This is a genomic window from Enterococcus gilvus ATCC BAA-350, from assembly GCF_000407545.1.
Classification (GTDB): Bacteria; Bacillota; Bacilli; order Lactobacillales; family Enterococcaceae; genus Enterococcus_A; species Enterococcus_A gilvus.
Genome location: NZ_ASWH01000001.1, coordinates 2,471,946 through 2,496,956 on the forward strand (window position 1 = coordinate 2,471,946; position 25,011 = coordinate 2,496,956).

Here is a 25,011-nt window from a genome sequence, read left to right on the forward strand (position 1 = left end):
TATACCAAAAGAAGGGCTTTGCCTCATTAATTCTCATCACTTTTGTCAGAATTTAAAAATTGATCCGCTTCAAGCAGAATCTCTTCTAACGGCAATTGTTTGATTGGAAGGTCCTTTGGCAATGCTTTTCGTAATTTTTCGCCGTACTTCGCAGTGATAAAGCGCTGATCCAACAAGAGCATTACTCCCTTGTCCTTGTCTGAACGAATCAACCTTCCCAATGCTTGGCGCAGCCGCAATGCTGCATGGGGGACTGCCTCTTGGTAAAACGGATTGATTCCTTCAGAGGCTAAATACTCATTCCGTGCTTTGACCTGTAGCCGTTTAGGATTTTCAAACGGCAAACGAGTAACGATCAAAAGCTGCAGAATCTCTCCTGGCAGATCGACCCCTTCCCAAAAACTGTCGGCTCCGAACAGCAGCGCGTCATTTGATAACAAGAAACGCTTCAACAATTTTTCGCGGCTGCCGCCAACACCTTGAGCCAAAACCTCTCTGCCTTCATTTAATAAAGGCACACGCACGCGTTGATAGACACGATTCAAAATATCGTGAGAAGTAAAAAGAATTAAGATCGGACGTTTCTGATTGTCTGCCATTTTTCGAACCACGTCGGCGATGTATTGCGCATACTGATCCGGTGAGGTCGACTGGATGCTGATCGTATCCGTCGGAAGGTACAGGCGCGCTTGGTTGGCATAATCATAGGGACTGCTGATTATCTTTAAAGGTGTCTCCGCTATCCCCCAACGCTTCGCGAAATAATGCCGATCGCTGCCGATTTTCAACGTACCGCCCAAATAGAGAATCTGCTTGTACCGCTCATACCACTTCGTTTGACTGATCAATGCCGCTTCCAAATCCTGGACTTGGAACGTTTTTCGTTTGGCATTGAACCAATGAACATAGCGGGCATCCCATTTTTCACTAAATGTTTCAAATGCTGTCTGCTGCTCTGTCAAATTGTTCAGTAATGCTTGCAGGTCGCCCCATTCCGCCTGTTCTTTGATACTGAACGTCTCTTTGTACCTGACAAAATACCCCGACAATTGATCCCCCAAATCCAACGCATCTTGGTAAAGACGCTTGATCCGCTGCAAAACATGCTCCCCAGCCAAGGACAATTGGTCGATCATCTCTTTCGTCAGCAAGCGTTCCTCTTCCGCAGGAAACTCTTCCTTGAAAATACGATAAAAATCCGTCAGGTCCTCATTTAATTCCTGAAGAACATCTTGAAGAATTTCAAGCGTATGCTGGCTTTGCTTGTCTTTGTGGATCAATTTTTTCCAAACAGCAAAGGTTTGCTGGTCAAAAAGATGGGCAAACGAACGCTGGATCGCCAATACATTAAAGTTCTGAGTGCTGACTTTTTCCAAGACTCGATTTAAATGATGGGCTTCATCAATAATCAGATACGAACTGTTCGGCAGTTGAGGAATTTTCCGTTGATCCTCTTGCGCTAAATAGGCATGATTGGTGATCACCAAATTACTTTGAGCCAATTTTTTTTGACGATGATGAATAAAATCTGCTTGATAAAATGGGCTGCTGGGATTCAATGTATGCACGCCTAAATGAGAGACCTCTTGCCAGAAAGGGTGTTTCAAGCTAGTCATATTCAGCTCATCAAAATCCCCTGTTTCGGTTTGAGTTAACCAGACAAGCACCGACATTTGATAAAATGTGTATTGTTTTTGCGCCGTTTCTTTCTCAAAGCTCTGATAAAAGCGCTCAAGATCCAAGTAATGACGACTGCTTTTCATCACTACTGCCTGCAACGGCTGATCCAACAGACGATTGATCAACGGCAAGTCGTGGCTCAAAATCTGCTCTTGCAGCAGCAAAGAGACCGTACTGATCACCAGCGGTTTTTCCGGAGTTGCCAAAAAACTCATGGGTAATAAATAGCCCAACGTTTTGCCGATTCCTGTTGCGGCCTCTACTAAAATATTCTTGTCATCTTTCTTATTAAAAAAATCATACACAAGATTCATCAAACGCGCTTGTTCTTTTCGAAAATCCAATTCACTGTGATAGATTTTCTCCTTGGCTTTCCGTGAGCGAGGATAGGCCTTCACCCCAAAATAGCTCTCAGAAAAAAGCGGCACACGCTTCTTGCGCAGCGCTAATCCACGAATGATCACCAACTCATCCGACAAAGGACGAGGGTCTTCTTGCATCTCTTTCAGACATTCTTCTAAATAATTTTTGGTTTGAAACGCCATTTGATCAGCCGTTTCCACGATTTTTTCCACTGTAATGATTGGCAGTTCTTTTATTTTCGAGTCTAGATATAATAATAATTGCGCAGTTACATCCGCGTCGCTATCCGCTTGATGGGGATTTTCATGGACTAAGTGCAGCTCCTCTGCCAAATCTTTTAAGCGAAAGCTCAAAGACGTCGGCATAAACACTTGCGCCAACTCAACGGTATCAATACCGGGGATCGTCAATGGCGGCATACCGCAACGCTCTAGCTCATTACTTAAAAACGGATAATCAAAATGAATGTTATGGGCAACAAAGATTGTATCTTCCAATAAATTAGTGATCGTTTGAGCCACATCTTCAAAATATGGGGCTTTTCGCGTTCGTTGGTTCGTAATTCCTGTCAGCGTTTGGATCTGCGCTGGAATATTCTGATCTGGATTAATATCCGTCGAGAAATGCGTTACGATCTTGCCGTTCTCGATCAATACACAGCCGAACTGAATGATACGATCGGTTTTTGGATCGGTTCCAGTCGTTTCAATATCAACCACAGCATAATTCTTTTTCACACTTCTCCTCCTTCCTCAAACACAAGAAGTGATTTCCTTATAAAACCACGTATCTCACTAGCCCACATACTTTGCTTCTGTCAGTTTTAGAAGCAGCATGGGATCATCTACCTCACGCATTATATCTGAATAGTACCACTTTCTACAAGGAAGTTCTTCATTCGAAGCGATTTCAATTTATAAAAACAAAAAAAACCAGATGCGTGAGCATCTGGTTTAAAAGTCTACTTAATTAAGCTTTGTTAACGTTTGTAGCTTGAGGTCCACGTTGGCCTTCTTCTACGTCGAAAGTCACTGCTTGACCTTCTTCTAAAGTTTTGAAGCCGTCGCCTTGGATAGCTGAGAAATGTACAAATACGTCATTTCCGTTTTCAGCAGTGATAAATCCGTAGCCTTTTTCTGAGTTGAACCATTTTACTGTACCTTGTTCCATGTTAAACATCCTCCTAGGATAAAAATTAGTTTGTAATTACTTGAATGGTGAAATAGGAAAGATGTTGTCTGAAACAAACTTGCCAATATTACCGTACAAAAACTACACTTAGAAGTATAACACAGATAAAGCGATAACACTAGGTTATCGCTTAAAATTTTTATTCTTAATATATTTGAACTATTCGAACATTAATACCGTAGTATCGCTAATAGACTTTTCTCATCTGGAGCGTCTTTTTGGTCTAGAACAAAGACCTGTCCGCCATTTTTGATAACATTGTCCGCAATCTCGTTCAAGACTTGGCGACGATCATATTCGACATCTGGATCTTCTCCGAACCCATCGACTAGGTTGGATGTTGCGATAAAGAGATGAGAAATCTTCCCTTCCTTCGCGGCCGGTACAATGTCTACTAATTGGTCAATAAATTTTCTATCCATTAATTTTTGGTACGTTTGTGTCTCAACAGATGCCAATTGATCCGTCAATTTCTGTGACTCTTTTTTGATTTCGTTGATCGTTGCTTGTGCTGGCGAACCATTGATTGCCGCCTTATCTGAATAATAAGGATTTTTCGCAACTTTTTTAAATTGTGTTTGATTCTCTGGCAAGGCAAAAAGATATACTGGAAGTTGATCTGGGTTTTCAAACTCTTTTAAATAGTTGTCCACTGCTTGGTAATAGTTCACCCAGTCAATTTCGACTTCTTCATCCTTCGTATTGATGCCATGATAGCTGCCGACCTCTCCGCCGCGAGCAGATACGTTTAAGTTTCCTCCCGTTAATTCATCTCCAAGAGCCGTGACAATATCTTTCGGAGCATCCTCTGGCAGATCGACTTCTTTCACTTTTTTGTTACGGATAAAATAGAGTTTCATAGAATCTCTATTCAAAGCCATTAAATAGTAAGAATAATTAAATTGTGCATTCTTGATGATCGCCAACAGATACGGCAAGTCGCTGACATAATATTGATCGTCCACAGCGATACTTAAGCGATGGATATAACTTTCTTCTGCCGTAAGGATCACCGCAATACTTTCTGTTCCGTTTCGCCAAAAATCACCATCTGCGAGTAGTTGATTGATCTTTTCTTGGAATGGTTCAAAGCTGTGATCAGTGTATTTTTTTTCAAAACGACGTTTCGCTTCTTTAGCGAAGTTTTTAAACGTGATTTGATCTTTTTCAACTTCTTGATGCGCATGGTGTGTATTCAACATGAATGTGATAAACGGACCGGTGGCTTCTTCTGAAGTCAGTTCAGATAGTAACTTTTTACTGATATTTGCCATAAATGTACCCTCCTATTTAAGTCTTCCAAATCAAGTGTACCATAGCTGTTAAATTCCATGAAACGAAATGCAACCCTTACATTATGTAAATAACTAAAAAATTTCACAGAAATTTGCATAAGTTTTTTCTAATTCATTTCTTATCGATTAACAAACTGCTATTCATGAATTCATTGATTGTATGCATTATCATTAATTTATACCAATTATCCCGAATTGGTTTTTCATACTTACTCCTACCAAGAGTAAATAACAACCTTCATTTCCACCATAGTGACGGCTATGGTGGTTTTTTGCGGCTTTCGCGCGTTCCCACAATCATTCGGATACGAAATCCCTTTGAATTTTTACGATTGATTTGTTTGCGTTTCCATTATTTGCTAAACTGGAGCTACTAAATCAGCGAGGTGTGTTATGAAAACTGCGGAGGAAATGTACCAATTTTGTCAACATGCGAAATTCTTTTCAGGGTCCGATCAACAATGGAGCGAAAAACTTTTTTCAGTGCTGGAGAAACATTTAGGGCCTCATGAAGAGGTTCTTGTTTGCTTTATTGGGCTGCACAATCGAACATCTGCAACCAAAAATGACGGCTTTTACGCCTATGCTTTAACCAATCAACGATTTATCATGGGGCAAAAGAAATTGATTGGCGATGAGTTTAAAGTGATTCCTTTGGCAAATCTTCAGGAACTTCGTTTAACAAAAGAAACCAGCTTGGATATATTAGAGATTTCCTCTTTAGAAGGCGTAACAAAAATAGTCTTGACGGAAGACGAAGCACCCTATGTCTTAGCGACTTTAAAGCAAACAGTCCAAGAGATCACCACAAAAAAAGAACCCGAGACCCACTTAAGCAAAGCAGAACAGCTCTTGAAAATGAAAGAGCTGATGGATCAAGGAATCCTGACAGCAAAGGAATTCGAAAAAATAAAAGAAGAAATCTTTCAATAAAAAACTGTCTGAGAAAAATTTTCTCAGACAGTTTTTTTCTATTGGATCGCTGCTTTTCCAGACTCCCGCGTGCGTATCCGAATCGCTTCTTCAATGGGATATACAAAGATTTTTCCTGTTCCGCATTCTTCTGATTGGCAGGTCTCTAAAATCAAATCAATCACTCTCTCTACATTTTCATCTGCTAAAATAAAGCTTACTGCTATTTTAGGTAATAATGTCGTGATGACCTCTTGTCCTCGAACGTGCGTCTTTTGTCCTTTTTGCAAGCCGCAGCCTAATACTTGGCTGACAGTCATCCCGTTTACTTCAATTTCCTGATCGATCGCTGCTTTGATCGCTTCTAACTTTTCTTGTCTGATGATCGCTTCAACTTTTTTCATCGCGTCCTCCTATAGTCTCCTAAGAATCCATTCCCATAAATGTCGGATAAGCATTTTCATCATGCTCGATTTGGTCTAGCCCTAACGCTTCTTCCTGTTGAGAAACACGAATCGGCATGAAGACCCGGATCAAAGAGATGATCAAATAGCTTGCGACTCCAGCAAAAATCAATGTAAAAATGACGCTCTCGATTTGTGCGATAAACAAATGGGTCTCGCCGTAAATCAAACCTGTTCGTCCACCAACCGAAGGATCAGCAAAAATCCCTGTTACGATGCCGCCGAAGATGCCGCCGACACCATGACAACCAAAAGCATCCAGTGCATCGTCAAAACCAAGCTTCTGCTTAATTACTGAAATGAAGAAATAACAGAACGGACTAACCAATGCGCCAATGAGGAGGCTTGACCAAATCGAGACAAATCCCGCCCCAGGAGTAATTGCCACCAATCCGACAACTGCACCGGTACAAGCACCGACGACCGTTGGCTTGCCATTTAGGACTTTCTCAATCAGCATCCATGACAACATCGCGCAAGCAGCCGCTGTGTTGGTCGTGATCATCGCATGGATCGCAAGTCCGTCCGCCGCTAAGGCCGAGCCGCCGTTGAAGCCAAACCAGCCAAACCACAAAAGCCCTGTCCCTAAGACAACAAAAGGAACATTGTGAGGACGATAATCGCCGAGATGGTATTCTCGACGACGGCCTAAGACAATCGCCAAGACCAGCCCAGAAATCCCTGAACTAATATGCACCACATTCCCGCCGGCAAAATCGATCGAGCCGATCTTGTCTAGAAAACCGCCGCCCCAAACCATATGCGCCATGGGGAAGTAGACAACGATTAACCAAATGGCTATGAATAGGAAAATCGCTGAAAAGCGCATGCGACCGGCGACTGATCCTGTTAAAATCGCTGTCGTGATCAAGGCAAACATCATTTGAAAGAACGCGAATAAGCCTTCTGGGATACTATCTCCTTTCGTCATAGAGACGCCATTAAAAAATAGCTTGTCCAAATTTCCAATAAATTCTCCGCCGCCGCTAAATGATAGCGAGTAGCCAACGACTACCCAAATCAAAGAGGCTAATCCCATCGTACAAATGACCATCATCATGGTGTTCAAAATATTTTTTCTCCGCTCCAACCCGCCATAGAAAAATGCCAATGCGGGCGTCATAAGAAAAACTAACCCTGAACAAATCAAAATAAATGCAATATTCGCTGCCATCAAATCACTCCATTTCTCTTTATGTTAAGTATTCTAACATCGTTTTTAAATAAAAAAAGAGTTTTCCCTCATTTTTTTCATTTAATTCTAATTTAATAACTTTGTGTGTGAGAAAAACTAACATAAAAAGAGCAGGAAGAATTTCCTGCTCTTACAATCCGTGATATTCTTTATAGACCTCTTGTTTTTTCAGTCCATGTCGTTTCGCGACAGTTTTGATAGCCTCCTTCGAGCTTTCGCCGTCTGAAACCAATACGTCCACTTGCTCTTTGAGTGAGCCTTCAAAAATTTCTTCTTCTACCTTCTCTGTCGTACCGGAAACCAGCAAGCAGCACTCTCCCTTTAACGAATGCTCCGACAGGTAGTCGATCACTTCCTCTGCTGTGCCTCGCAGATACTCCTCATAGAGCTTGGTCAGCTCTCGGCAAATGACCACTTCGCGATTGCCAAAAACTTCCAGCATATTTTTCACGGTCTCTTTTATACGATGGGGAGACTCATAAAAGATCATTGTCGCCGTTTGATTTTTCAGCTCTGCTAATTCCTTTTTCTGGGTACTTTTCTTTCGTTGCAGGAATCCATAGAAATAGAAAGGTTGCGGCATCAGACCAGAAGCAATCAGCGCCGTCATACCCGCAGTTGCTCCAGGCAGCGCCACTACAGGAATGTCTTCCTCAATACAAGCAACGACTAATTCATGCCCCGGATCACTAATAGAAGGCATGCCTGCATCGCTGACTTGCGCGATTGATCGCCCACTTTTAAGAAATGCCAGCAGTTCAGGAATCCGTTCGTTGTAATTATGCTCATGCAAGCTTTTTTGCCCAACCTTTACCTCAAAATGATTCAGCAATTTTTGCGTATTTCGAGTATCCTCACTGGCGATCAAATCGACCGTTTGCAATGTCTTAACTGCACGAAAGGTCATATCCTCCAGGTTCCCGATCGGCGTAGGAACCAAATACAGCGTTCCAACTTCTTGTGCAAAACTTTTTTGAATTCTCACAGACATACTCCTAACTTCCTTCTATGTATTTACTACCCATCGATACTCGCAAAAAAGCGGGTGTGACAAGCAGCGTCATACCCACTAGTTGAAATTGATTTATTTTTGCTTACTTTCGCGATAGATGACGTCTAAACAAAAAGCACATGGCTCATCCTGTTCACGCCTTGAACCGTAAAGTAAATTGCACACGTGAAACCCGTCTTCATATATCTTTTCAAGGTTTAAACGAGACTCCGACAATTCCTGCCGTTCATCTAAGACTGGAGATTTTTTGGCATCAATCTCGCGAATCCGTTCACGCAAGCGTTCATTTTCCATTTCCAATGTGGCATTTTTTTCAACGAGTTCCAGCAGCGTTTCTTTCATTGACACTAGATCCTCAAGGTTTTTTTGCATGTCCACTTCTAACTGATTCAGGCCATCATACAACGAACGTCGGTCCATCATGACACATCACCTGCTTCAACTAGTTCTTGATAATCGAAATCGACAGTCATATCACGGCCAAACAAACGCACCTTCACTACCTTGCTAAGCAGATTCAACCCGATTACTTTTCCACGCCCTTCTGGTGTGTTGATTTCATTACCATAATCCGGCATTTCTTTTTTGGCTGCTTCATACTCGCCATTTTCATACTTCAGGCAACACATCAAACGGCCGCAAAGGCCTGATATTTTTGTTGGATTCAATGAAAGACCTTGATCTTTCGCCATTTTAATAGAAACAGGAATAAAATCTCCTAAGAAGGTCGAACAGCATAATGGTCGCCCACACGGCCCGATTCCGCCAAGAATCTTGGCTTCATCCCGAACCCCGATCTGACGCAGCTCAATTCGCGTACGGAAAACACCCGCTAAGTCTTTGACCAGCTCCCGAAAATCGATCCGTCCATCCGCGGTAAAATAGAAAATCATTTTGCTGCGGTCATACGTGTATTCCACTCGGATCAATTTCATTTCTAACTCATGGGCCCGAATCTTCTCTTTTGCTGTTTTGAACGCGGCATCCGCATCGGCTTCATTTTGCGCTACTTTTTTTAGTTCTTTATCTGATGCTTTATGTAATATCGTTTTTAAATCATCGGACAAATCTTTTTTTGCTATTTCTATTTTTGGAATTGCCACTGTCGCAATCTGGTGCGCCTGTTGCGACTCGACCAAGACTTTATCATTATAAAAATATTCGTTTTTCCCCGGTGCATAATAATAGATATGACCAGCATCACGAAAACGAACACCCACAACTTCAACCATGGTTCTCCCTACTCTCTTAAATAACGTTAAGCAAAAACAATACGTAACGTTACTTGTTCTGCGATATTTTGAAATGACACGTTTGCCTCTAGCTTTTGACTAGCTAGCAAAACTTCTTCTAATAGATGGTTGTAATTCTCTAGGTTGGTTTGATTTTCTTTCATTACTTGATCACGCTTTTCTTTCACAAAATAAGCCAACATTTCAAAGGCAAATTGCTGCTGCGCTTTATCCTTAAACGTCTTTGTCAGCTTTTTCTGAACGTAGATAAACGCTTGCGGATCATTTTTATCAAGATAATTAAACCATTGAATAACAACCTCTCTAGCTTCATTAAACCATTCATCTTTTGAGATTTCAACAGCTTTTCCATAACTATTTGTTAAATTTGCTAAGAGTTTTGCTGTTTTCGCAGAGATTTGTTCCGCTTCTAAACGGGATTGCAAGCGCGCAGTAGACAACGCTTGAAAGTGGATGATCTGACAACGAGATCGAATCGTCGGCAATATCTTTCCTAACGATTGTGTCTCTAAAATAATCATGAAGTTTGCTGGCGGTTCTTCCAAAAACTTTAATAGACTGTTTGCCGAGTTGACATTCATCTTTTCCGCTTGGTGAATAAGTACGACTTTCTTCGCAGATTCAAAGCCGCTTTTTGTTAATTCACTCTGCAACGCACGAATTTGATCGACTTTGATGGACTGGCCATCTGGCTCGATCTCGACAACATCGGGGTGATCTTTACTGGTTATTCGCAGACAATTATTGCATTTTTCGCAGGGCATATTCTCTTGTAAATTTAAACAAAACAGATGCTTGACGAACCATAAAGCCAGTTCTGCTTTCCCTGTTCCTTGATCGCCTTCAAAAAGATAAGCATGGGCCAAACGCCCATGCTCAAAGCTGTTCTGTAATTGGCGAAAAACGATGGGTTGAATTGTCTGGAGTCTTTTCGCTTCTTCCATATCTTAATACTGGTGGAAGCCTTCGACTGGTAAAACAAAGACTGTTGCACCGCCGACTTCAACTTCAACAGGGTAAGGCACTTGCCCATCTAACGAGATGTCTAGGGTCACTGGTGTCGTGACGTATTGTGTCCGAGCTTGGCACGTTTCTTTGATCAGCGCTAAAGTATCCTCCACACGGTCATCTTCAATACCAATGATAAAAGTACTGTTCCCAGCTTTCAAAAAGCCGCCTGTAGATGAAAGCTTGGTTGCTCGAATGTTCGAGTCAATAAACTCATTGGCTAAACGGTTGGAATCTTTGTCTTGGACGATCGCTAAAATTAGTTTCATAGTTTTACACCTCTCATGATTGAAAATAGTCTGGGTAACGTGTCAACAACTCGTAAAAGCAATCTTTCACTACTTCGTCTAAACGTTTCCGAGCATCGATTTTTATGATCCGATCCGGATTTGCATCTGCCAATTTTAAATAGGCGTGTCGAACCTTCTGATGAAATTGTAACCCTTCTGAGTCCAAACGGTCAATTTGATTGGTTCGGTTCTTAATGATTCGTTGCAATCCTGTATCCGAATCTACATCTAAATATAACGTCACATCTGGTGTCGTGCCTTCGATCGCAAATTCATTGATCTTAGCGACTTCTTCCATACCAATACCGCGTCCAGCACCTTGATAGGCTAACGAGCTGTCAACAAAGCGGTCGCATAGAACAATTTTATTTGCCTCAAGCGCAGGCCAAATCTTCTCAACCAAATGTTGCCGACGAGCAGCCGCATATAACAAGGCTTCTGTCCGATCATCCATTTGATCGTTTATGGGGTCAAGGATCACGTGTCTAATCTTTTCAGCGATCGGAATGCCTCCAGGTTCTCTTGTTTTGACGATGGATCGTTTCGCCGTTAATTGTAATTTAGGATAAAGTTCATTCAGTACACTGGTTTTTCCAGCACCGTCTGGCCCTTCAATCGTAATAAATAATCCGTTCACGTTCTTGTCCCCCAAAATAATTATGATCTTCGTATTTTAAAAAACACCGTGATGTTCTTACAATTCACGGCGTCCTTCCACTGCTTTTAACAGCGTGATCTCATCAGCATACTCAATGTCGCTGCCGACAGACAGGCCATGAGCTAGTCGTGTAACTTTGATCCCCGCTGGCTTGATCAAACGTGACAGATACATTGCTGTTGCTTCGCCTTCTGTTGTGGCATTTGTCGCTATGATGACCTCTTTGATCTCATCGTCATGCAATCGTTTGATCAGAGGCGCAATATTGATATCTTCTGGCCCTGTGCCCTCCATTGGTGACAACACTCCATGAAGCACGTGATAAAGCCCATGGTATTCACGGACTTTTTCCATTGACATCACGTCTTTTGGTTCTTCGACCACTAAGATCGTACTGCGATCGCGTGTCGTGTCTGAACAGATCTCACAAGGGTCTTCCTCTGTGATATTACCACATATGCTGCAAAAACGCAGGTCACGCTTGACACTGATCAATGACCGTGCAAATTCATTCACGGACTCATCTTTCATGTCGATCGTAAAAAAAGCTAAACGGGTCGCAGTTTTTTGACCGATCCCCGGTAATTTCATATAACTTTCAATCAGCTTTGCGATTGGTTCTGGATATTGCATGGTGTTCTTCCTCTCTGAACAAAGTCGCTTACATTCCAGGAAGTCCCTTTGTATATTTACCCATTGTTTGATCCGTTTCTTTCGTGATCTTTTCGATCGCATCGTTGACTGCTAAAACAATCATATCTTGCAGCATATCTGGATCTTCTGGGTCGATCAATTCAGGGTTGATCGTCATTGCTTTCATTTTTTTATCTCCGGTAAAAGTTACTGTCACGAGATCATTCGTTGAACTGCCTGTGAATTCTTTGGCATTCAATTCATCTTGGGCTTTCACCATTTCTTTTTGCATCTTTTGCATTTGTTTCATCATGCCTTGCATATTTCCCATTCCGCGCATCATAGTCTCTATTCGCTCCTTCTTCATTCTAAGCTGTGCAACAATTAACTAATTTATTTCATTAGTCAAAGCGTAAAACTGACAGCTCTAATCTTCTTTGATCGTTACTAAATCGCCAAACAAACTCTTGGCTTGTTCAACGACTTCATTGGTTTCTTCCGGTATCAGACTGATTTCGTCTTCTGACTCGTGATCTTCTGCTGCCACAGGACGGTCATTGTGCTGACTGACAAATGCCTGCCGTAATCTAGGCCAGCTTTCACGAGTAATGAATACGAAGTCAGGTGTATAATCTTTGATCATCATACTTAAACTGTTCTGCATATTCAAGCGTAACTCCTCGTTGCTGTCCGCTCGCTGACAAACGATTTCGTAGTCAAAAGCAACCAGCAGCAATTCAGGTCCTGCCGCCATAGGCTCACTAGCCTTTAACATCGCCCGTTGCGTAACTGGCAGAGCCATCAGAAGGTCTTCCCAAACACTCTTCACATTCAGCAAATGGTCTTTGGTTGCTTCACTTAATACTTGATAGACACGCTCCGTCGGCACGCGGTACGTGCTGGCTGTTTTCTTCGGCGCTGCTTTTCGTTCTTCTTTTTCAACTGTTGGATGAGCTTTTAATTGCTGAAACTCGTTTTGCAGCTTTTGCAATTGACTTTTTAACGCGGCAACTTCTGCTTGTTCAGCAGGTTGCGCCGTCCCTGTAGACACTTGGCCTACAGACTGAGCAGCGGCCGCAGTTTCAGTATTCGTTTGCGGTGTCGCTAATTTTACTGTTGCAACTTCCAAATAGACATTCGCATGGTTGGTAAATCGGATCTCATTTTGTGTATCGCTTAAAATCTTGATCATTGCATACAACCGCTCAGAAGCGGTCGCTTCGGCTAGTTGCTTAAAGGTGTCTGTCAGATACGCCGCACGATTTTCCATCAATTTCGGGGCTTGCTGATAAATCAGCAAGTCTCGACAATACAATAGTAAATCTTCCGTTAAGCGACGTGCTTCTTTTCCTTCTGACAAAATATTTTCCAGTACCTCAAGCGCTCCGCTGACATTCTGTTCCAAACAAGCGCCGATGAAGCTGTCCATCATCTCCGTCGTCAAGCTTCCCGTCACAGCCAATGCGTCCTCTAACGTGATCTTCTCATTGCTGAATGAGATCGCTTGATCCAGAATACTCAATGCGTCACGCATGCCCCCTTCAGCAGCGCGAGCGATCACAGACAATGCTTGCTCTTCATAAGGCTGATTGCTTTGTTCAAGAATATATGCCATGCGGCCGATGATCGCTTGAACATTAATCCGTTTAAAATCGAACCGTTGTGTCCGAGAAATAATCGTCGCAGGGATTTTATGAGGCTCCGTCGTTGCTAAAACAAAGATCACATGTTCTTTTGGTTCTTCCAGCGTTTTTAGCAACGCATTGAAGGCCCCTGTGGAAAGCATGTGGACTTCATCAATAATATACACTTTGTATTTTGCAGTAGTCGGCGCGTAATTCGCCCGGTCACGAATAAAACGAATTTCTTCTACACCGTTGTTGCTGGCAGCATCGATCTCAATGACGTCTTCTTGACGCCCTTCAGTGATCGAACGGCACATCTCGCACTCGTTACAAGGTTCCCCATCGACACTGTTTGGACAATTGATGGCTTTTGCAAAAATCTTCGCCGCACTGGTCTTCCCTGTTCCGCGGGGGCCGGTAAACAAATAGGCATGAGACGTTTTCTGTTGTTGGATCGCATTTTTCAGCGTCTTGGTTATCGCTTCTTGCCCGACTAGGTCATCAAAACGTTGTGAACGCCAAACGCGGTAAAGTGCTTGATACGCCATAATTCTCCTCTTTTCTCTAAAAATCACTGCTTTTTATTATACGTGATTTCCAGTAAAAAAACTATAGAAACCAATTGTTTCCCGTAATTGTTTAGTGTCTTTTAATTTGTGCATCTGGATCTTTTCTGTTTCGAAAAACCCCTGTGGTATAATAGAAAAAACGTTTTTATGGAGGGATATTCATGGGACTATTTAAAGCAGCAACCAGCTCGATCGGCGGCGGTCTTGCCGATCAATGGCTAGAGATTATCGAACCATCCGACATGGGTCAAACGACTGTCATGACGAAAGGCGTTGCCGTGCGCAAAGACGACAAACGCGGCAGCAATAAAAAAGGAACCAAAGACGTGATTACGGACGGTTCTGTTATTCACGTGTATCCGAATATGATGATGCTTTTAGTCGATGGCGGAAAAATCATTGATTACACTGCCGAAGAAGGCTACTACACAGTGGAAAACAATTCTGCACCTTCTATGTTCAACGGGTCATTAAAAGACGCCGTTGCGGAGACCTTCAGTCGATTCAAATTTGGCGGTGTCACCCCTCAGAGGCAGCAAGTCTTCTATATTAACCTGCAAGAAATCAAAGGGATCAAATTCGGTACCAGTACACCGCTGAATTATTTTGATAATTTTTACAATGCAGAATTGTTTTTACGCGCACACGGAACGTACTCGATCAAAGTGACGGACCCGATTTTATTTTTCGCGAATGCGATTCCGAGAAATATGGATCAAGTCGATATCAGCGACATCAATGAACAATACTTGCAAGAATTCCTAACTGGTCTGCAAGCGTCGATCAATCAAATGTCTGCAGACGGACAGCGTATTTCTTATGTACCATCAAAAAGCTTGGAGCTAAGCAAGTATTTGTCGGATGCGTTGGATGACAGCTGGAACGAACTGCGGGGGATGGAAATCGTTTCTGTCGCTGTTGCCAGCATCTCCTACACAGATGACTCAACAAAATTAATCAATATGCGCAATGAAGGCGCGATGCTTGGCGATCCAAGCGTACGTGAGGGCTATGTTCAAGGTTCTGTTGCCCGCGGAATGGAAGCAGCGGGTAAAAATGATGCGGGTGCAACCACTGGCTTCTTCGGAATGGGTATGGGCATGAATGCCGGCGGTGATTTCTTAAATCAGGCATCGCAAAGCAACAATCAGCAAATCCAACAAAATCAGCAGTCCCAACAACATTCGGCTGACGGCGAGCAATGGACATGTCCGAAATGCGGCCAAGAAAATACTGGAAAGTTCTGCAGCAACTGTGGTGAACCAAAACCTGCACCGGCAGCAGCGGCGAAAATTGAAATGAAGTGCAGCGAATGCGGCGAGGTCGTTGATTTAAGTAACGGAGTAGTGAAGTTCTGTCCACATTGCGGAAAACCCTTTAAAGCCATTCCGTTAGATTAACTTATCACTACGAGAGGAGGACCTGCAAAATGGCAGATGTAATCACGCATCATTGTCCCAACTGCGGCGGTCCTTTGACGTTTAATCCAAGTGATCAAAAATTTCACTGTGATTATTGTTTAAGCATTTTTACCGTGGAAGATATTGAGAAGTTTGAAGCCAACGAAGGTGTTCAAACGATTGATGGACAAACAAGTACGGCTAGTATTGAAGAGGCGAATACTGGAGATATGGACCTCTTCCTTTGCCCTAGCTGTGGCGCTCAGATTGTCACTGATCACACTACCGCCGCAACTTATTGCTATTTCTGTCATAACCCCGTGGTGTTGTCGGGACGTTTGACAGGAGAATTTTTACCGAATAAAGTCTTGCCCTTCACCATTGACCGCGAAAAAGCCGTTACTGACTTTTTGGCTTGGACACAAAAGAAGCGATTTATTCCAAAAGATTTCTTTAACAAGGAGCAGATCGAGAAAATGACCGGCGTCTACTTTCCTTATTGGGTCGTTGATGCGGAAACAGCGGGTAATTTGACCGGTAAAGGGACCTCGCTGCGTGTTTGGATCGTGGGAGATCTTGAGTATACAGAAACAAAGATTTACCAAATTTTCCGCAAGGGAACAGCCAAGATCCAGCATTTGACTAAAAATGCGTTGAAGAAGAATATCCAGCAAAAAATGGTAGAAGGAGTTCAGCCCTTCCCCATTGATCAAGCGGTAGACTTTCACACCGAATACTTGTCGGGTTTTCAAGCTGAAAAGCGGGATATCGAAATAAAAGATATTTCCGATCAGATCGAGCATGAGCTTGGCGAGTATACCGAAGACTTGCTGCGGGATACCGTTTCTGGCTACACGACATTCACAGCCAGCAGTCACTCCGTGGATGTTGAAAAACAGGACAATCATTATATGCTCCTGCCTGTTTGGTTAGTCACGTATCAGGATGCCTCAAAGAAAACATACTATTACGCGATGAATGGACAAACTGGAAAAGTCAGCGGTATATTGCCTATCAGCAACAAACGACTTGGACTGTTCTCCGGCGGAATATTTGCCGCTGTGCTGCTCATTGCGATGATCGTGGGGTATTTCATATGAAAAAATTCCTTTTTATCATGGGCTTTCTGGCATTGTTTACCCCTTTGACTGTTTTTGCCGCTTCAAATACTGTTGATGATCAGGCAAACTTGTTCTCACCAGAAGAAAGAACCGAACTTTCAAATCAGGCGGACGCCATCAATCAAAAAATCAAAGGGGAAGTCTTTGTCTTAACTACGAATTCCAATACCGAAGATCCACAGGAGTTCGCTGACCTCCAGTTAATGGATCGTGTAGGCAAAGACAACAACGGGGCGCTTCTATTATTAGACATGAATCAACGAAAAATTCATTTGTCGACTTCAGGCAATATGATCGACTATTTAAATGACAAACGCGTAAATACCATTTTAGACAGTGTAGAAGATGCCATGAGAGATCAAGAATATTATGAAGCCGCGAACAACTACTTCGTTCATACAAAAAATTTCGTTGATGACGGTATTCCTGGCGGCTCCTATCGAATTGACGAAGAGACTGGCAAGGTGACACGCTACAAGTCGATCACACCGATTGAATTTGCCATTGGTTTCATCGTTTCCGCAGTGGCGGCGATCGCGTTCTTCGTCTCTGTTCGTTTACGTTACCAATTAAAGACTGGAACGTATCGCTATCCCTACCGTCAGCATGCTAAATTGAATTTGACTGAACGGCAAGATCAATTAGTAAACTCCTTTGTCACCACTCGTCGAATTCCGAAGCCTTCCAATAATGGCGGTGGGGGCGGTGGCGGCAGCAGTACCCACTCCAGTGGCGGCGGGACATTTGGCGGCGGCGGTCGAAGTTTTTAAGCAATTAAAACGAAAAATGTTATCATCAAACACCAGAGATTTCAAAACTAATGAAAAACTCTGGTGTTTTGTTGTATTTTCTTGAATTCACCCTCCTATTTTGCTAAACTTTTAGGGTTAATAGAAGTAAAGGAGCCCACCAATGAATAAAAAGAAAAGATTCCCCCTTGTTTTGGTTACTCTGATTCTCTTTTTCCAAAGCCTCATAGGAATCACCGCTCTAGCAGCAGATGATTTTTCTGTCAATGCAAATGCGGGATATGCTATTGATGCGGACTCAGGAAAAGTTTTTTTTAACCAAGATGGCGATACGCCAAAAGGCATCGCTTCGATCACTAAGACGATATCGGCATACCTCGTTTTAGAGGCGATCAAACAGCAAAAAATCTCTTGGGAGCAAGAAGTCCCAATCTCAGAGTATGCGGAGAAATTAAGCACTGTTCCTGATTTATCCAACGTCCCTCTCGTTCGAGGACAAAAGTACACGGTCAGGGATCTTTTTGAATCGATGATCGTTCAATCCGCCAACGCAAGCGCGGTTGCTTTAGCCGAACTGGTTGCGGGCAATGAACATACATTTGTGAATCAGATGCGGGAGCAACTGACAAAATGGGAGATCAAAGACGCAACAATCATCAATGCTTCCGGTTTAAGCAATGTGTATTTAGGCGAACACAAATATCCCGGAACCCAAGAAAATGATGAAAATCTGATGTCTGCTCGTGATGTGGCCATCGTGGCACAGCACTTGATAAAAGACTTCCCTGAAGTATTGGAAGTTTCTAAAATCAAAGAAAAGACCTTCGCCCCAAACACCTCTCAACCAGACGACATGAAAAACTGGAATGTGATGCTGTATGAGGGACCAAATTACAAAGAAGGCGTTGATGGTTTAAAAACCGGAACCACTGATTTAGCTGGTGCCTGCTTTGTGGGGACGATCCAAAAAGATGGTCGTCGTGTGATTACTGTGATCCTGAATGCCTTGGATCAGCCAAATGACGAAAATGCACGTTTTGTTGAGACTGGTAAATTAATGGATTACTGTTTGAACAATTGGAGTCAACAGGATGTGACTGTCGCTGGACAAACACCGAGTGATCAAAAGACTTTGAAGGTTACGGAAGGTAAAGAAAAATCCGTTGCATTAGCCATGGAGAAACCTGTCAATCTGTGGGTAAGAAGTGATATGGACCCGAAACAATTGACGATCAAAACGACCTTGGACCACTCTTTACTAGATAGCAATGCGATCATCGCTCCTGTTCATAAAAATGAAAAGATCGGAACGGTCAGCGTCTCGTTAGCGCAAGACAACTTAGGCTATGTCCAGAAAACTGAAGGAGCAACCACCGATCTCGTAACGAAAAATGCAGTAGAAAAAGCAAGTGCTTTTGAATTGATCTGGCAGAGAATTACAAATCTGTTTGCATAAATAAAAGCTTTCGACCGAAGTCGAAAGCTTTTATTTTACTTTGAAGGGAAAGTATAATTCTACTTCGCCCTCTGGAAAATGCGGCAAATAGTGCTCATGGATCGCGCCAGCCAGTTCTAGCTTCTCTAAAGGGAAGATTTCCCCCAGCATCAAATTCGTCGCGTCCTCAATTTTTTCAGCACTCGCCTTGATCGTGAGGTAACTCATTGGCGGCAATTCCCAGCGTACCCATCCTTCAGGCGCTTCTGCCTCTTTAGGTACTTGGATCCCTGCCAGATAGCGTCCCTCTTTTTGCCACGGTTCTAACCACTGCTCGCCGTCGCTCATCAGCCCCCATAATTGCAGTTCTTTCATTTCTTGACCTGCCAGAAGTTCAACGACCTCGTCAAAATGGGTATTCATTTGATCCCACAATAAAGGGACCCACGAAGGACCTTCCTCAGCTAATCCTCGGCCTTCCTTGCCAACTACAAAAAGTGTTGGCAAATCTACACGAGTCACACCTTCAATTTCCATCTGCAGCACTCCTTTACCTCAATTCTACTAATCTTCTCCAAGAAAACCAACTAATAGTTCTTCACTGCGCATTTTTGCTTTTCTTTGATATACTTGGTCATGGCATCAATCATTAATCGAAAAAAATGAAAGAAGTGATGGGATGAATATACAACGAGATTTAATTGCTATGGCAATTTATTTTATCGTTTTAATGGGTTTGATGATTCGCTTTAAGGGGAAAAAATTCCACTATTTTTCACGTTGGACAGGGATTTTTCTGGTCTTATATTTTTGCATATTGGAGATTCAAAATAAAAGCTTTTTTATTTTGATTCCGCTATTTTTTCTTTTATTCTTTTGCTATTTTTATTTCAAAGAAAAAAGCCGGTTACGAAATGGCTGGCTGCTGAATCTGACATTGATCAGCTTCATGGGGTATGTAACCCTTATGACTATCACCTCCAGTTCATTGATCGGCGCTGGAATCTTGGGTATTTTGGCAGTATTGTTTTTATTTGCCGTAGCCTTTGGATTATACGCAGCAATCATTTTCCTGATCGGCAACAGCTTCGTCGTCTTGCGTCACGAATCTCGCAAGCTGCCCAACTTGTTAACCTTGATATTAGGCTTGGCGATCATTGCTTTGATTCTTTTACAGACGGTTGGCCCTCGAATCTTACCGAATTGGTCTGTGATTTTATTAGCCATTCCAACAACGATCGCCTTTTATTTTTTCGTTGTCTTTTGGAATTTCCTGTCGATCTCTCTTCTTTATCAATTTAACCAGCCAAAATACAACCAAGACTACCTGATCGTATTGGGTGCTGGATTGATCAATGGAGAAAAAGTAACACCTCTCTTAGCCAATCGAATCAACCGCGCCATTCAGTTTTATCACGAACAAAGCAAAGAAACGTTATCTCCGCCTCAGCTCTTGATGTCTGGCGGTCAAGGACACGATGAAAAAGTTCCTGAGTCGCAAGCAATGAGAGAATATGCCCTGGAACAAGGCATTCCTGACGAGGATATCCTCATGGAAGCACAATCGACGAACACACTTGAAAACATGCGGTTCAGTAAAGAAATCATGGATCGTGAGAAACCTTCCGGCTACCATGCGATCTTCGTTTCAAATAACTATCACATCTTCAGAGCAGGCATGTACGCAGAAGACGTTGGTTTAAACATTGACGGTATAGGGTCAAAAACAGCCCGCTATTATTTGCCGAATGCTTTCTTAAGAGAATTTATAGCAGTCGCTGTTATGAATAAACGCCTGCATTTGATTGTTTGCGGAACCATTGCTTTAAGCTGCATCGCTTTAGCGATATTCAATTACTTTTTTATAATTTAAGCAAAAAGAAGGAATACCCCACATGCGGGTATTCCTTCTTTTTTTAATCTGCTCGTAAAGCGATCGCAGCGTCTTTTTTCGCTGCCATTCTTGCTGGAATATGTCCACCGATCATTGTCAGTACAGTTGAAACAACAATCAAAATTACGCCATGGACAGGATTCAATTGTGCGACATCCTTTAATTCAGTCATGTTGTACAAAATCGCATTGATTGGGAAGGTCGCGAGGTATGCAATGAGCACACCTAATGTTCCCGAGGCGATCCCTAAGATACATGTTTCTGCATCGAATACGCGTGTGATATCTCTTTTTCTAGCCCCTAAAGCTTTCAAGACACCAATTTCTTTTGTCCGTTCAATTACAGAAGTGTAGGTAATGATACCGATCATGATCATACTTGTTACTAATGAGATCCCAGCAAATGCGACTAATACATAGGTGATCGCATCCATCAGGCCACCAGTCAACTCAGTCATCGTACCAGCTAAGTCTGTGTAAATGATCTTGTCTTCTTTTTTCTTTCCTTTGTTGTAATCATCTAAATAACTTAAAATCTGTTCTTTGTCTTTGTAATTATTCGGATAGATCATGATACTGTTTGGAATACTATTTCCGCCTAAATAAGCGATCGTGCTTTCCTTCGTCGTATCATCCAAGGCTTCATTGGTCATCACATTCGTATTTGTATCCTTTTGCGCTTGAACAATCTCAGAGTTCTCATTGTCTTTTACAATTTTTGATGTCAACTCGTTGCTGTAGGCGATGCCTGGTGCTAAAAGATTCATCGTGGAAGATTGTTTTACACGTAAAATCCCTGAGATTTTTAAAGTATCGTTGTTTGCGTTGTTATACATGGCTTGATAGTCATTATTTGGAATAAAGTTTCCTGTAGGTACTTTCGAATAATATTCATTGTTGTTGATCAGTTTAAATTCCGTTCCGACGATTTTGTCGAAGTCGATCTTTTCACCGTCTTTGACATCGAATCCGAGATTTTTCAAGGAATTGATGTTGGTACTATTGTTCGCGTCTACGATCAATACCACGTCTGTCGTAGCCTTTGGATATGCACCAGATAATAATTTGTAATTATCTTCTAAGAAATTCCCTGAACTTTTGTCTAACTGTGTTGGGAATGAAGAGACGCCCATCCCAGTCATGCTGGACATTGCACTCATCATAGAAGGGCCGCTGTCTGGCGCTTCATTGGATAATTTAACCGGCTTCACATCGCCGTTCACGTCACGCAACAGGTTCATCCCCACTACGCGTGTAAAACCGATGTTGTTGCTCAACTTGGGATCAATATTGTTGATATAATCCACGTACTCTTGATTGATGTTATTTGTATGCTGTGCGCGATCTTCGTCACTGATTTTGGCAACGATATTGTTTTCATTTCCCTTACTTGAACCACTCGCTTTGTCTGACCCTAACGCCTGGTTTCGATTGGTCGTTTGATCGGTCGTGGTTTTAGAAATCGTAATCGGGTATTTCGCCATCGTCTCTGCTTGTGTGCTGTCGATTTGCTTTTGGAATCCGCTTGATAAGGAGAGAACGATCCCGATACTGATGATCCCGATACTTGAGGCAAAGGCTGTTAAGAAGGTCCGTCCCTTTTTAGTCTTCAAGTTGTTAAAGGAAAGTTTCAACGCTGTTACGAATTTCATCTTTGTCCGTTTTAATTCAAATTCCTCGCCCTTTTTTCCTTCGATATGTGGGTGGGAATCATCCATGATACGGCCGTCTGAGAATTTAATCGTACGGTCGGCATACTTAGTGGCTAATTCTGGGTTATGAGTCACCATGATGACTAATTTTTCCTTCGACAGCTCTTGGATCAAATTCATGATCTGAACACTGGTCTCTGTGTCCAAAGCCCCTGTTGGCTCATCACAGAGTAAGATGTCAGGATCATTTGCCAAGGCACGAGCAATCGCTACTCGCTGCATTTGTCCGCCGGATAACTGGTTGGGCTTCTTATGCATATGCTCTGCTAAGCCAACTCGCGTAAGTGCATCCTCAGCACGTTGTTGCTTTTCTTCCTTCGATACACCGCTCAAGGTCATCCCAAGTTCGACATTGTCAATGATCCCTAAATGACTGATCAAGTTGTAGCTTTGAAAAACAAATCCGATAGAATTGTTTCGATAGGCATCCCAATCGGCGTCTTTAAACGTCTTCGTAGATGTGCCATCGATCACCATATCCCCGGAATCATAGTTGTCCAATCCGCCGATCACATTCAGCATCGTTGTTTTCCCAGAACCGCTGGCACCTAAAATAGCAACAAATTCTTGTCGACGAAATGCGACAGATACACCATCTAATGCTTTGGTCGTCGTATCTCCCACATGGTAATATTTTTTTATATCTTTTAATTCTAACATTGTGTCACCCTTTTCTCTTAGTTTACTTTGCCAAGATACCATGGCATTATTAACTCAAAATGAACAAAAATTCATAGTAGGTTCACAGTGATTTGCTACTATTATTAAGCAAAAAGGAGGCCAACGCAAATGAATCGAATACTTATTGTTGAAGATGATGAAAACTTATCAATCCTTTATCAATCTGCTTTAAAAAACGAACGCTTCGAAGTCTTCCGAGCGATGAACGGCATCGAGGCTTTAGCTATTTTAGATAAACAGTTTATTGACCTGATTATCAGCGACATTATGATGCCTGACATGGATGGGTATGAATTGGCTGAAAGCTTGAGGGATGCAGGCTATGATCTCCCTATTTTATTTATTACTGCCAAGGATTCTTTCGAAGATAAAAAACGTGGATTCACGATCGGCGTAGATGATTACATGGTGAAGCCCATCGACGTGAACGAAATGCTGCTGCGTGTCGACGCGCTGCTGCGCCGGGCGCAAATCGTCCACACAAAAGAATTGATCGTAGGGAATACACGATTGGATCAAGAAACCTATCAAATCAAAACTTCCCATCAAACAGAAACCCTGCCGCAAAAAGAATTTTTGCTGCTGTATAAATTGCTGGCCTATCCAAATAAAATTTTTACTCGCCAACAATTGATGGATGAGATCTGGGGACTAGACTCCGACACGGACGAGCGCACCATCGATGTCCATATCAAACGCTTGCGAACACGACTGGAAAACAATCCTGATTTTTCGATCGAGACCATTCGCGGCTTGGGCTATAAGGTGGTCATCCATTCATGAGAAAAAAACTATTCCCCCAGTTATGGATGTATTTCGCTGCCATCACTTTTTTATTGATGGTCGTTGTGTTAGCTGTCTTCGTCGGCCTGCTTGTCATGATCAATCACTTTCAATTATTGGCACCTGAACGAGAAGGGCATTTATTTTCCTTTTATTTCATCATCTTTTTAAGTTTGGTCATTGGTGCTGCCCTCTCATTTTTTGTTGGCAAACGAATTCTTCAGCCGATCGGAGACCTTCGCCAAGCGATGAGCAATGTCTCTCAAGGCGATTTCGATGTCCAGTTAGAAGAAAAGCAGCATGTGGAAGATGTGCGGGAGCTTTATCATGATTTCAATGTCATGGTGAAGGAGTTGAGCAGTATTGAGACGCTGAGAAATGATTTCGTTTCAACAGTGTCCCATGAATTTAAAACACCTATCGCTACGATCAAAGGCTATGTCCAGTTGCTTCAAAAAAACACCTTAACAATAGAAGAACGAAAAAATTATTTAGAACGAATGCTGGACGGCACGCAACAATTGACTCACCTGACTGACAATGTTTTGAAGTTGAGCAAATTAGAGAATCAAGGACTAGGCTTGGACTTTCAAACGTTTCGTCTAGATGAGCAAATCCGCGAAGTGATTCTATTCTTGCAGCCAAAATGGGAGCAGCTCAATTTGACACTCGATTTAGACCTTCCCCGTACGGATTATGAAGGCAACGAAGAATTTCTTTATCAAGTCTGGCTAAATCTAATGGACAATGCCATCAAATACAGCCCTAGAAACAGCAAGATCCATGTCCACCTGACAAATGAGTCTGACGGTCAAACGATCACTATCCGTGATGAAGGGATCGGCATGACTGAAGACGTTGCGGACCGCATCTTCGACAAGTTCTACCAAAGCGATACCAGCCGCAAGACGAAGGGAAACGGCCTCGGCCTGGCGCTTGCAAAACAAATCATTGAACTACATCATGGAACGATCAAAGTCAACAGTTCCCCGAACAAAGGCAGCAACTTTAAACTATTTTTGCCAAACGACTTAAAAAATTCATAATTAATTGAAGGAAAGAACCGATTCATTCATCTTTAGTTAATAT

24 protein-coding genes are annotated in these 25,011 nt (G+C 42.4%); 8 read left to right on the forward strand and 16 right to left on the reverse strand.

Features of this window, described 5'->3' with window-relative positions:
* Positions 1-26: 26 nt before the first annotated feature.
* The 3 genes from I592_RS12320 to I592_RS12330 all read right to left on the reverse strand — a co-directional run bounded on the left by I592_RS12320 (position 27) and on the right by I592_RS12330 (position 4,508).
* On the reverse strand, positions 27-2,780 hold the full coding sequence (locus I592_RS12320; protein WP_010779873.1) for a helicase C-terminal domain-containing protein: 2,754 nt from the start codon (positions 2,778-2,780) through the stop codon (positions 27-29).
* Between the two features lie 232 nt (positions 2,781-3,012).
* A complete protein-coding gene (locus I592_RS12325) occupies positions 3,013-3,213 on the reverse strand; it encodes a cold-shock protein (protein WP_010745638.1) in 201 nt (66 codons plus the stop codon).
* 191 nt (positions 3,214-3,404) lie between these two features.
* Complete coding sequence (locus I592_RS12330; protein WP_010779872.1) at positions 3,405-4,508, reverse strand: baeRF6 domain-containing protein; 1,104 nt, start codon at positions 4,506-4,508, stop codon at positions 3,405-3,407.
* A 414-nt stretch (positions 4,509-4,922) separates the two neighbouring features.
* Here I592_RS12330 and I592_RS12335 point away from each other — a divergent pair, with 414 nt between their 5' ends.
* Positions 4,923-5,462 carry a PH domain-containing protein gene (locus I592_RS12335; RefSeq protein ID WP_010779871.1) on the forward strand — a complete coding sequence of 180 codons (540 nt, stop codon included), beginning with the start codon at positions 4,923-4,925 and terminating at the stop codon, positions 5,460-5,462.
* 38 nt (positions 5,463-5,500) lie between these two features.
* Here I592_RS12335 and I592_RS12340 read toward each other — a convergent pair whose 3' ends face one another.
* The 11 genes from I592_RS12340 to dnaX all read right to left on the reverse strand — a co-directional run bounded on the left by I592_RS12340 (position 5,501) and on the right by dnaX (position 14,127).
* Entirely contained in the window at positions 5,501-5,845 is a 345-nt protein-coding gene (locus I592_RS12340) for a P-II family nitrogen regulator (protein WP_010779870.1), read from the reverse strand.
* 19 nt (positions 5,846-5,864) lie between these two features.
* Positions 5,865-7,079, reverse strand: a complete 1,215-nt coding sequence (locus tag I592_RS12345) for an ammonium transporter (RefSeq protein ID WP_010779869.1) — start codon at positions 7,077-7,079, stop codon at positions 5,865-5,867.
* 151 nt (positions 7,080-7,230) lie between these two features.
* Positions 7,231-8,091 (reverse strand): 16S rRNA (cytidine(1402)-2'-O)-methyltransferase, encoded by an 861-nt coding sequence (gene rsmI, locus I592_RS12350; protein WP_010779868.1) that lies wholly within the window; start codon positions 8,089-8,091, stop codon positions 7,231-7,233.
* 93 nt (positions 8,092-8,184) lie between these two features.
* Positions 8,185-8,532, reverse strand: a complete 348-nt coding sequence (locus I592_RS12355) for a DNA replication initiation control protein YabA (protein WP_044926567.1) — start codon at positions 8,530-8,532, stop codon at positions 8,185-8,187.
* Complete coding sequence (locus tag I592_RS12360) at positions 8,532-9,344, reverse strand: PSP1 domain-containing protein (protein WP_010779866.1); 813 nt, start codon at positions 9,342-9,344, stop codon at positions 8,532-8,534. The genes I592_RS12355 and I592_RS12360 overlap by 1 nt, the downstream gene beginning before the upstream one ends.
* Before the next feature lie 26 nt (positions 9,345-9,370).
* Positions 9,371-10,309, reverse strand: coding sequence for a DNA polymerase III subunit delta' (gene holB, locus I592_RS12365; protein WP_010779865.1), 939 nt, complete (start codon positions 10,307-10,309; stop codon positions 9,371-9,373).
* Positions 10,310-10,312: 3 nt separating this feature from the next.
* Positions 10,313-10,642 (reverse strand): cyclic-di-AMP receptor, encoded by a 330-nt coding sequence (locus I592_RS12370; RefSeq protein WP_010779864.1) that lies wholly within the window; start codon positions 10,640-10,642, stop codon positions 10,313-10,315.
* Positions 10,643-10,655: 13 nt separating this feature from the next.
* Positions 10,656-11,300 carry a dTMP kinase gene (gene tmk / locus I592_RS12375; protein ID WP_010779863.1) on the reverse strand — a complete coding sequence of 215 codons (645 nt, stop codon included), beginning with the start codon at positions 11,298-11,300 and terminating at the stop codon, positions 10,656-10,658.
* A 57-nt stretch (positions 11,301-11,357) separates the two neighbouring features.
* Positions 11,358-11,954 carry a recombination mediator RecR gene (gene recR / locus I592_RS12380; protein ID WP_010779862.1) on the reverse strand — a complete coding sequence of 199 codons (597 nt, stop codon included), beginning with the start codon at positions 11,952-11,954 and terminating at the stop codon, positions 11,358-11,360.
* Between the two features lie 28 nt (positions 11,955-11,982).
* On the reverse strand, positions 11,983-12,297 hold the full coding sequence (locus tag I592_RS12385; protein WP_010779861.1) for a YbaB/EbfC family nucleoid-associated protein: 315 nt from the start codon (positions 12,295-12,297) through the stop codon (positions 11,983-11,985).
* An 84-nt stretch (positions 12,298-12,381) separates the two neighbouring features.
* A complete protein-coding gene (dnaX, locus tag I592_RS12390; protein ID WP_010779860.1) occupies positions 12,382-14,127 on the reverse strand; it encodes a DNA polymerase III subunit gamma/tau in 1,746 nt (581 codons plus the stop codon).
* Between the two features lie 182 nt (positions 14,128-14,309).
* On the opposite strand from dnaX, the gene I592_RS12395 reads away from it, so the two are divergent.
* The 4 genes from I592_RS12395 (at position 14,310) to I592_RS12410 (ending at position 18,874) form a co-directional block, all read left to right on the forward strand.
* Complete coding sequence (locus I592_RS12395) at positions 14,310-15,548, forward strand: SPFH domain-containing protein (protein ID WP_010779859.1); 1,239 nt, start codon at positions 14,310-14,312, stop codon at positions 15,546-15,548.
* 29 nt (positions 15,549-15,577) lie between these two features.
* On the forward strand, positions 15,578-16,648 hold the full coding sequence (locus I592_RS12400; RefSeq protein ID WP_010779858.1) for a TFIIB-type zinc ribbon-containing protein: 1,071 nt from the start codon (positions 15,578-15,580) through the stop codon (positions 16,646-16,648).
* Complete coding sequence (locus tag I592_RS12405; protein WP_010779857.1) at positions 16,645-17,439, forward strand: TPM domain-containing protein; 795 nt, start codon at positions 16,645-16,647, stop codon at positions 17,437-17,439. The genes I592_RS12400 and I592_RS12405 overlap by 4 nt, the downstream gene beginning before the upstream one ends.
* A 142-nt stretch (positions 17,440-17,581) precedes the next feature.
* Positions 17,582-18,874, forward strand: a complete 1,293-nt coding sequence (locus tag I592_RS12410) for a serine hydrolase (RefSeq protein WP_010779856.1) — start codon at positions 17,582-17,584, stop codon at positions 18,872-18,874.
* A 30-nt stretch (positions 18,875-18,904) separates the two neighbouring features.
* On the opposite strand, the gene I592_RS12415 is transcribed toward I592_RS12410, so the two are convergent.
* A complete protein-coding gene (locus I592_RS12415; RefSeq protein ID WP_010779855.1) occupies positions 18,905-19,390 on the reverse strand; it encodes a GyrI-like domain-containing protein in 486 nt (161 codons plus the stop codon).
* 142 nt (positions 19,391-19,532) lie between these two features.
* Here I592_RS12415 and I592_RS12420 point away from each other — a divergent pair, with 142 nt between their 5' ends.
* A complete protein-coding gene (locus I592_RS12420; RefSeq protein WP_010779854.1) occupies positions 19,533-20,726 on the forward strand; it encodes a YdcF family protein in 1,194 nt (397 codons plus the stop codon).
* Positions 20,727-20,769: 43 nt separating this feature from the next.
* On the opposite strand, the gene I592_RS12425 is transcribed toward I592_RS12420, so the two are convergent.
* Positions 20,770-23,118, reverse strand: coding sequence for an ABC transporter ATP-binding protein/permease (locus I592_RS12425; protein WP_010779853.1), 2,349 nt, complete (start codon positions 23,116-23,118; stop codon positions 20,770-20,772).
* 129 nt (positions 23,119-23,247) lie between these two features.
* On the opposite strand from I592_RS12425, the gene I592_RS12430 reads away from it, so the two are divergent.
* On the forward strand, positions 23,248-23,922 hold the full coding sequence (locus I592_RS12430; protein WP_010779852.1) for a response regulator transcription factor: 675 nt from the start codon (positions 23,248-23,250) through the stop codon (positions 23,920-23,922).
* Complete coding sequence (locus I592_RS12435) at positions 23,919-24,968, forward strand: sensor histidine kinase (protein ID WP_010779851.1); 1,050 nt, start codon at positions 23,919-23,921, stop codon at positions 24,966-24,968. The genes I592_RS12430 and I592_RS12435 overlap by 4 nt, the downstream gene beginning before the upstream one ends.
* Positions 24,969-25,011: the final 43 nt, after the last annotated feature.

What these genes read in the sequence shown, in the direction of transcription:
- I592_RS12385 (WP_010779861.1), bottom strand. Translation starts at nt 12,297, where the DNA reads ATGATGCGCGGAATGGGAAATATGCAAGGCATGATGAAACAAATGCAA.
- I592_RS12430 (WP_010779852.1), top strand. Translation starts at nt 23,248, where the DNA reads ATGAATCGAATACTTATTGTTGAAGATGATGAAAACTTATCAATCCTT.
- I592_RS12425 (WP_010779853.1), bottom strand. Translation starts at nt 23,118, where the DNA reads ATGTTAGAATTAAAAGATATAAAAAAATATTACCATGTGGGAGATACG.
- holB (WP_010779865.1), bottom strand. Translation starts at nt 10,309, where the DNA reads ATGGAAGAAGCGAAAAGACTCCAGACAATTCAACCCATCGTTTTTCGC.
- I592_RS12405 (WP_010779857.1), top strand. Translation starts at nt 16,645, where the DNA reads ATGAAAAAATTCCTTTTTATCATGGGCTTTCTGGCATTGTTTACCCCT.
- I592_RS12330 (WP_010779872.1), bottom strand. Translation starts at nt 4,508, where the DNA reads ATGGCAAATATCAGTAAAAAGTTACTATCTGAACTGACTTCAGAAGAA.
- recR (WP_010779862.1), bottom strand. Translation starts at nt 11,954, where the DNA reads ATGCAATATCCAGAACCAATCGCAAAGCTGATTGAAAGTTATATGAAA.
- I592_RS12340 (WP_010779870.1), bottom strand. Translation starts at nt 5,845, where the DNA reads ATGAAAAAAGTTGAAGCGATCATCAGACAAGAAAAGTTAGAAGCGATC.
- I592_RS12415 (WP_010779855.1), bottom strand. Translation starts at nt 19,390, where the DNA reads ATGGAAATTGAAGGTGTGACTCGTGTAGATTTGCCAACACTTTTTGTA.
- I592_RS12410 (WP_010779856.1), top strand. Translation starts at nt 17,582, where the DNA reads ATGAATAAAAAGAAAAGATTCCCCCTTGTTTTGGTTACTCTGATTCTC.
- I592_RS12370 (WP_010779864.1), bottom strand. Translation starts at nt 10,642, where the DNA reads ATGAAACTAATTTTAGCGATCGTCCAAGACAAAGATTCCAACCGTTTA.
- I592_RS12345 (WP_010779869.1), bottom strand. Translation starts at nt 7,079, where the DNA reads ATGGCAGCGAATATTGCATTTATTTTGATTTGTTCAGGGTTAGTTTTT.
- I592_RS12395 (WP_010779859.1), top strand. Translation starts at nt 14,310, where the DNA reads ATGGGACTATTTAAAGCAGCAACCAGCTCGATCGGCGGCGGTCTTGCC.
- dnaX (WP_010779860.1), bottom strand. Translation starts at nt 14,127, where the DNA reads ATGGCGTATCAAGCACTTTACCGCGTTTGGCGTTCACAACGTTTTGAT.
- I592_RS12400 (WP_010779858.1), top strand. Translation starts at nt 15,578, where the DNA reads ATGGCAGATGTAATCACGCATCATTGTCCCAACTGCGGCGGTCCTTTG.
- I592_RS12435 (WP_010779851.1), top strand. Translation starts at nt 23,919, where the DNA reads ATGAGAAAAAAACTATTCCCCCAGTTATGGATGTATTTCGCTGCCATC.
- I592_RS12420 (WP_010779854.1), top strand. Translation starts at nt 19,533, where the DNA reads ATGAATATACAACGAGATTTAATTGCTATGGCAATTTATTTTATCGTT.
- rsmI (WP_010779868.1), bottom strand. Translation starts at nt 8,091, where the DNA reads ATGTCTGTGAGAATTCAAAAAAGTTTTGCACAAGAAGTTGGAACGCTG.
- I592_RS12360 (WP_010779866.1), bottom strand. Translation starts at nt 9,344, where the DNA reads ATGGTTGAAGTTGTGGGTGTTCGTTTTCGTGATGCTGGTCATATCTAT.
- I592_RS12355 (WP_044926567.1), bottom strand. Translation starts at nt 8,532, where the DNA reads ATGGACCGACGTTCGTTGTATGATGGCCTGAATCAGTTAGAAGTGGAC.
- I592_RS12325 (WP_010745638.1), bottom strand. Translation starts at nt 3,213, where the DNA reads ATGGAACAAGGTACAGTAAAATGGTTCAACTCAGAAAAAGGCTACGGA.
- I592_RS12335 (WP_010779871.1), top strand. Translation starts at nt 4,923, where the DNA reads ATGAAAACTGCGGAGGAAATGTACCAATTTTGTCAACATGCGAAATTC.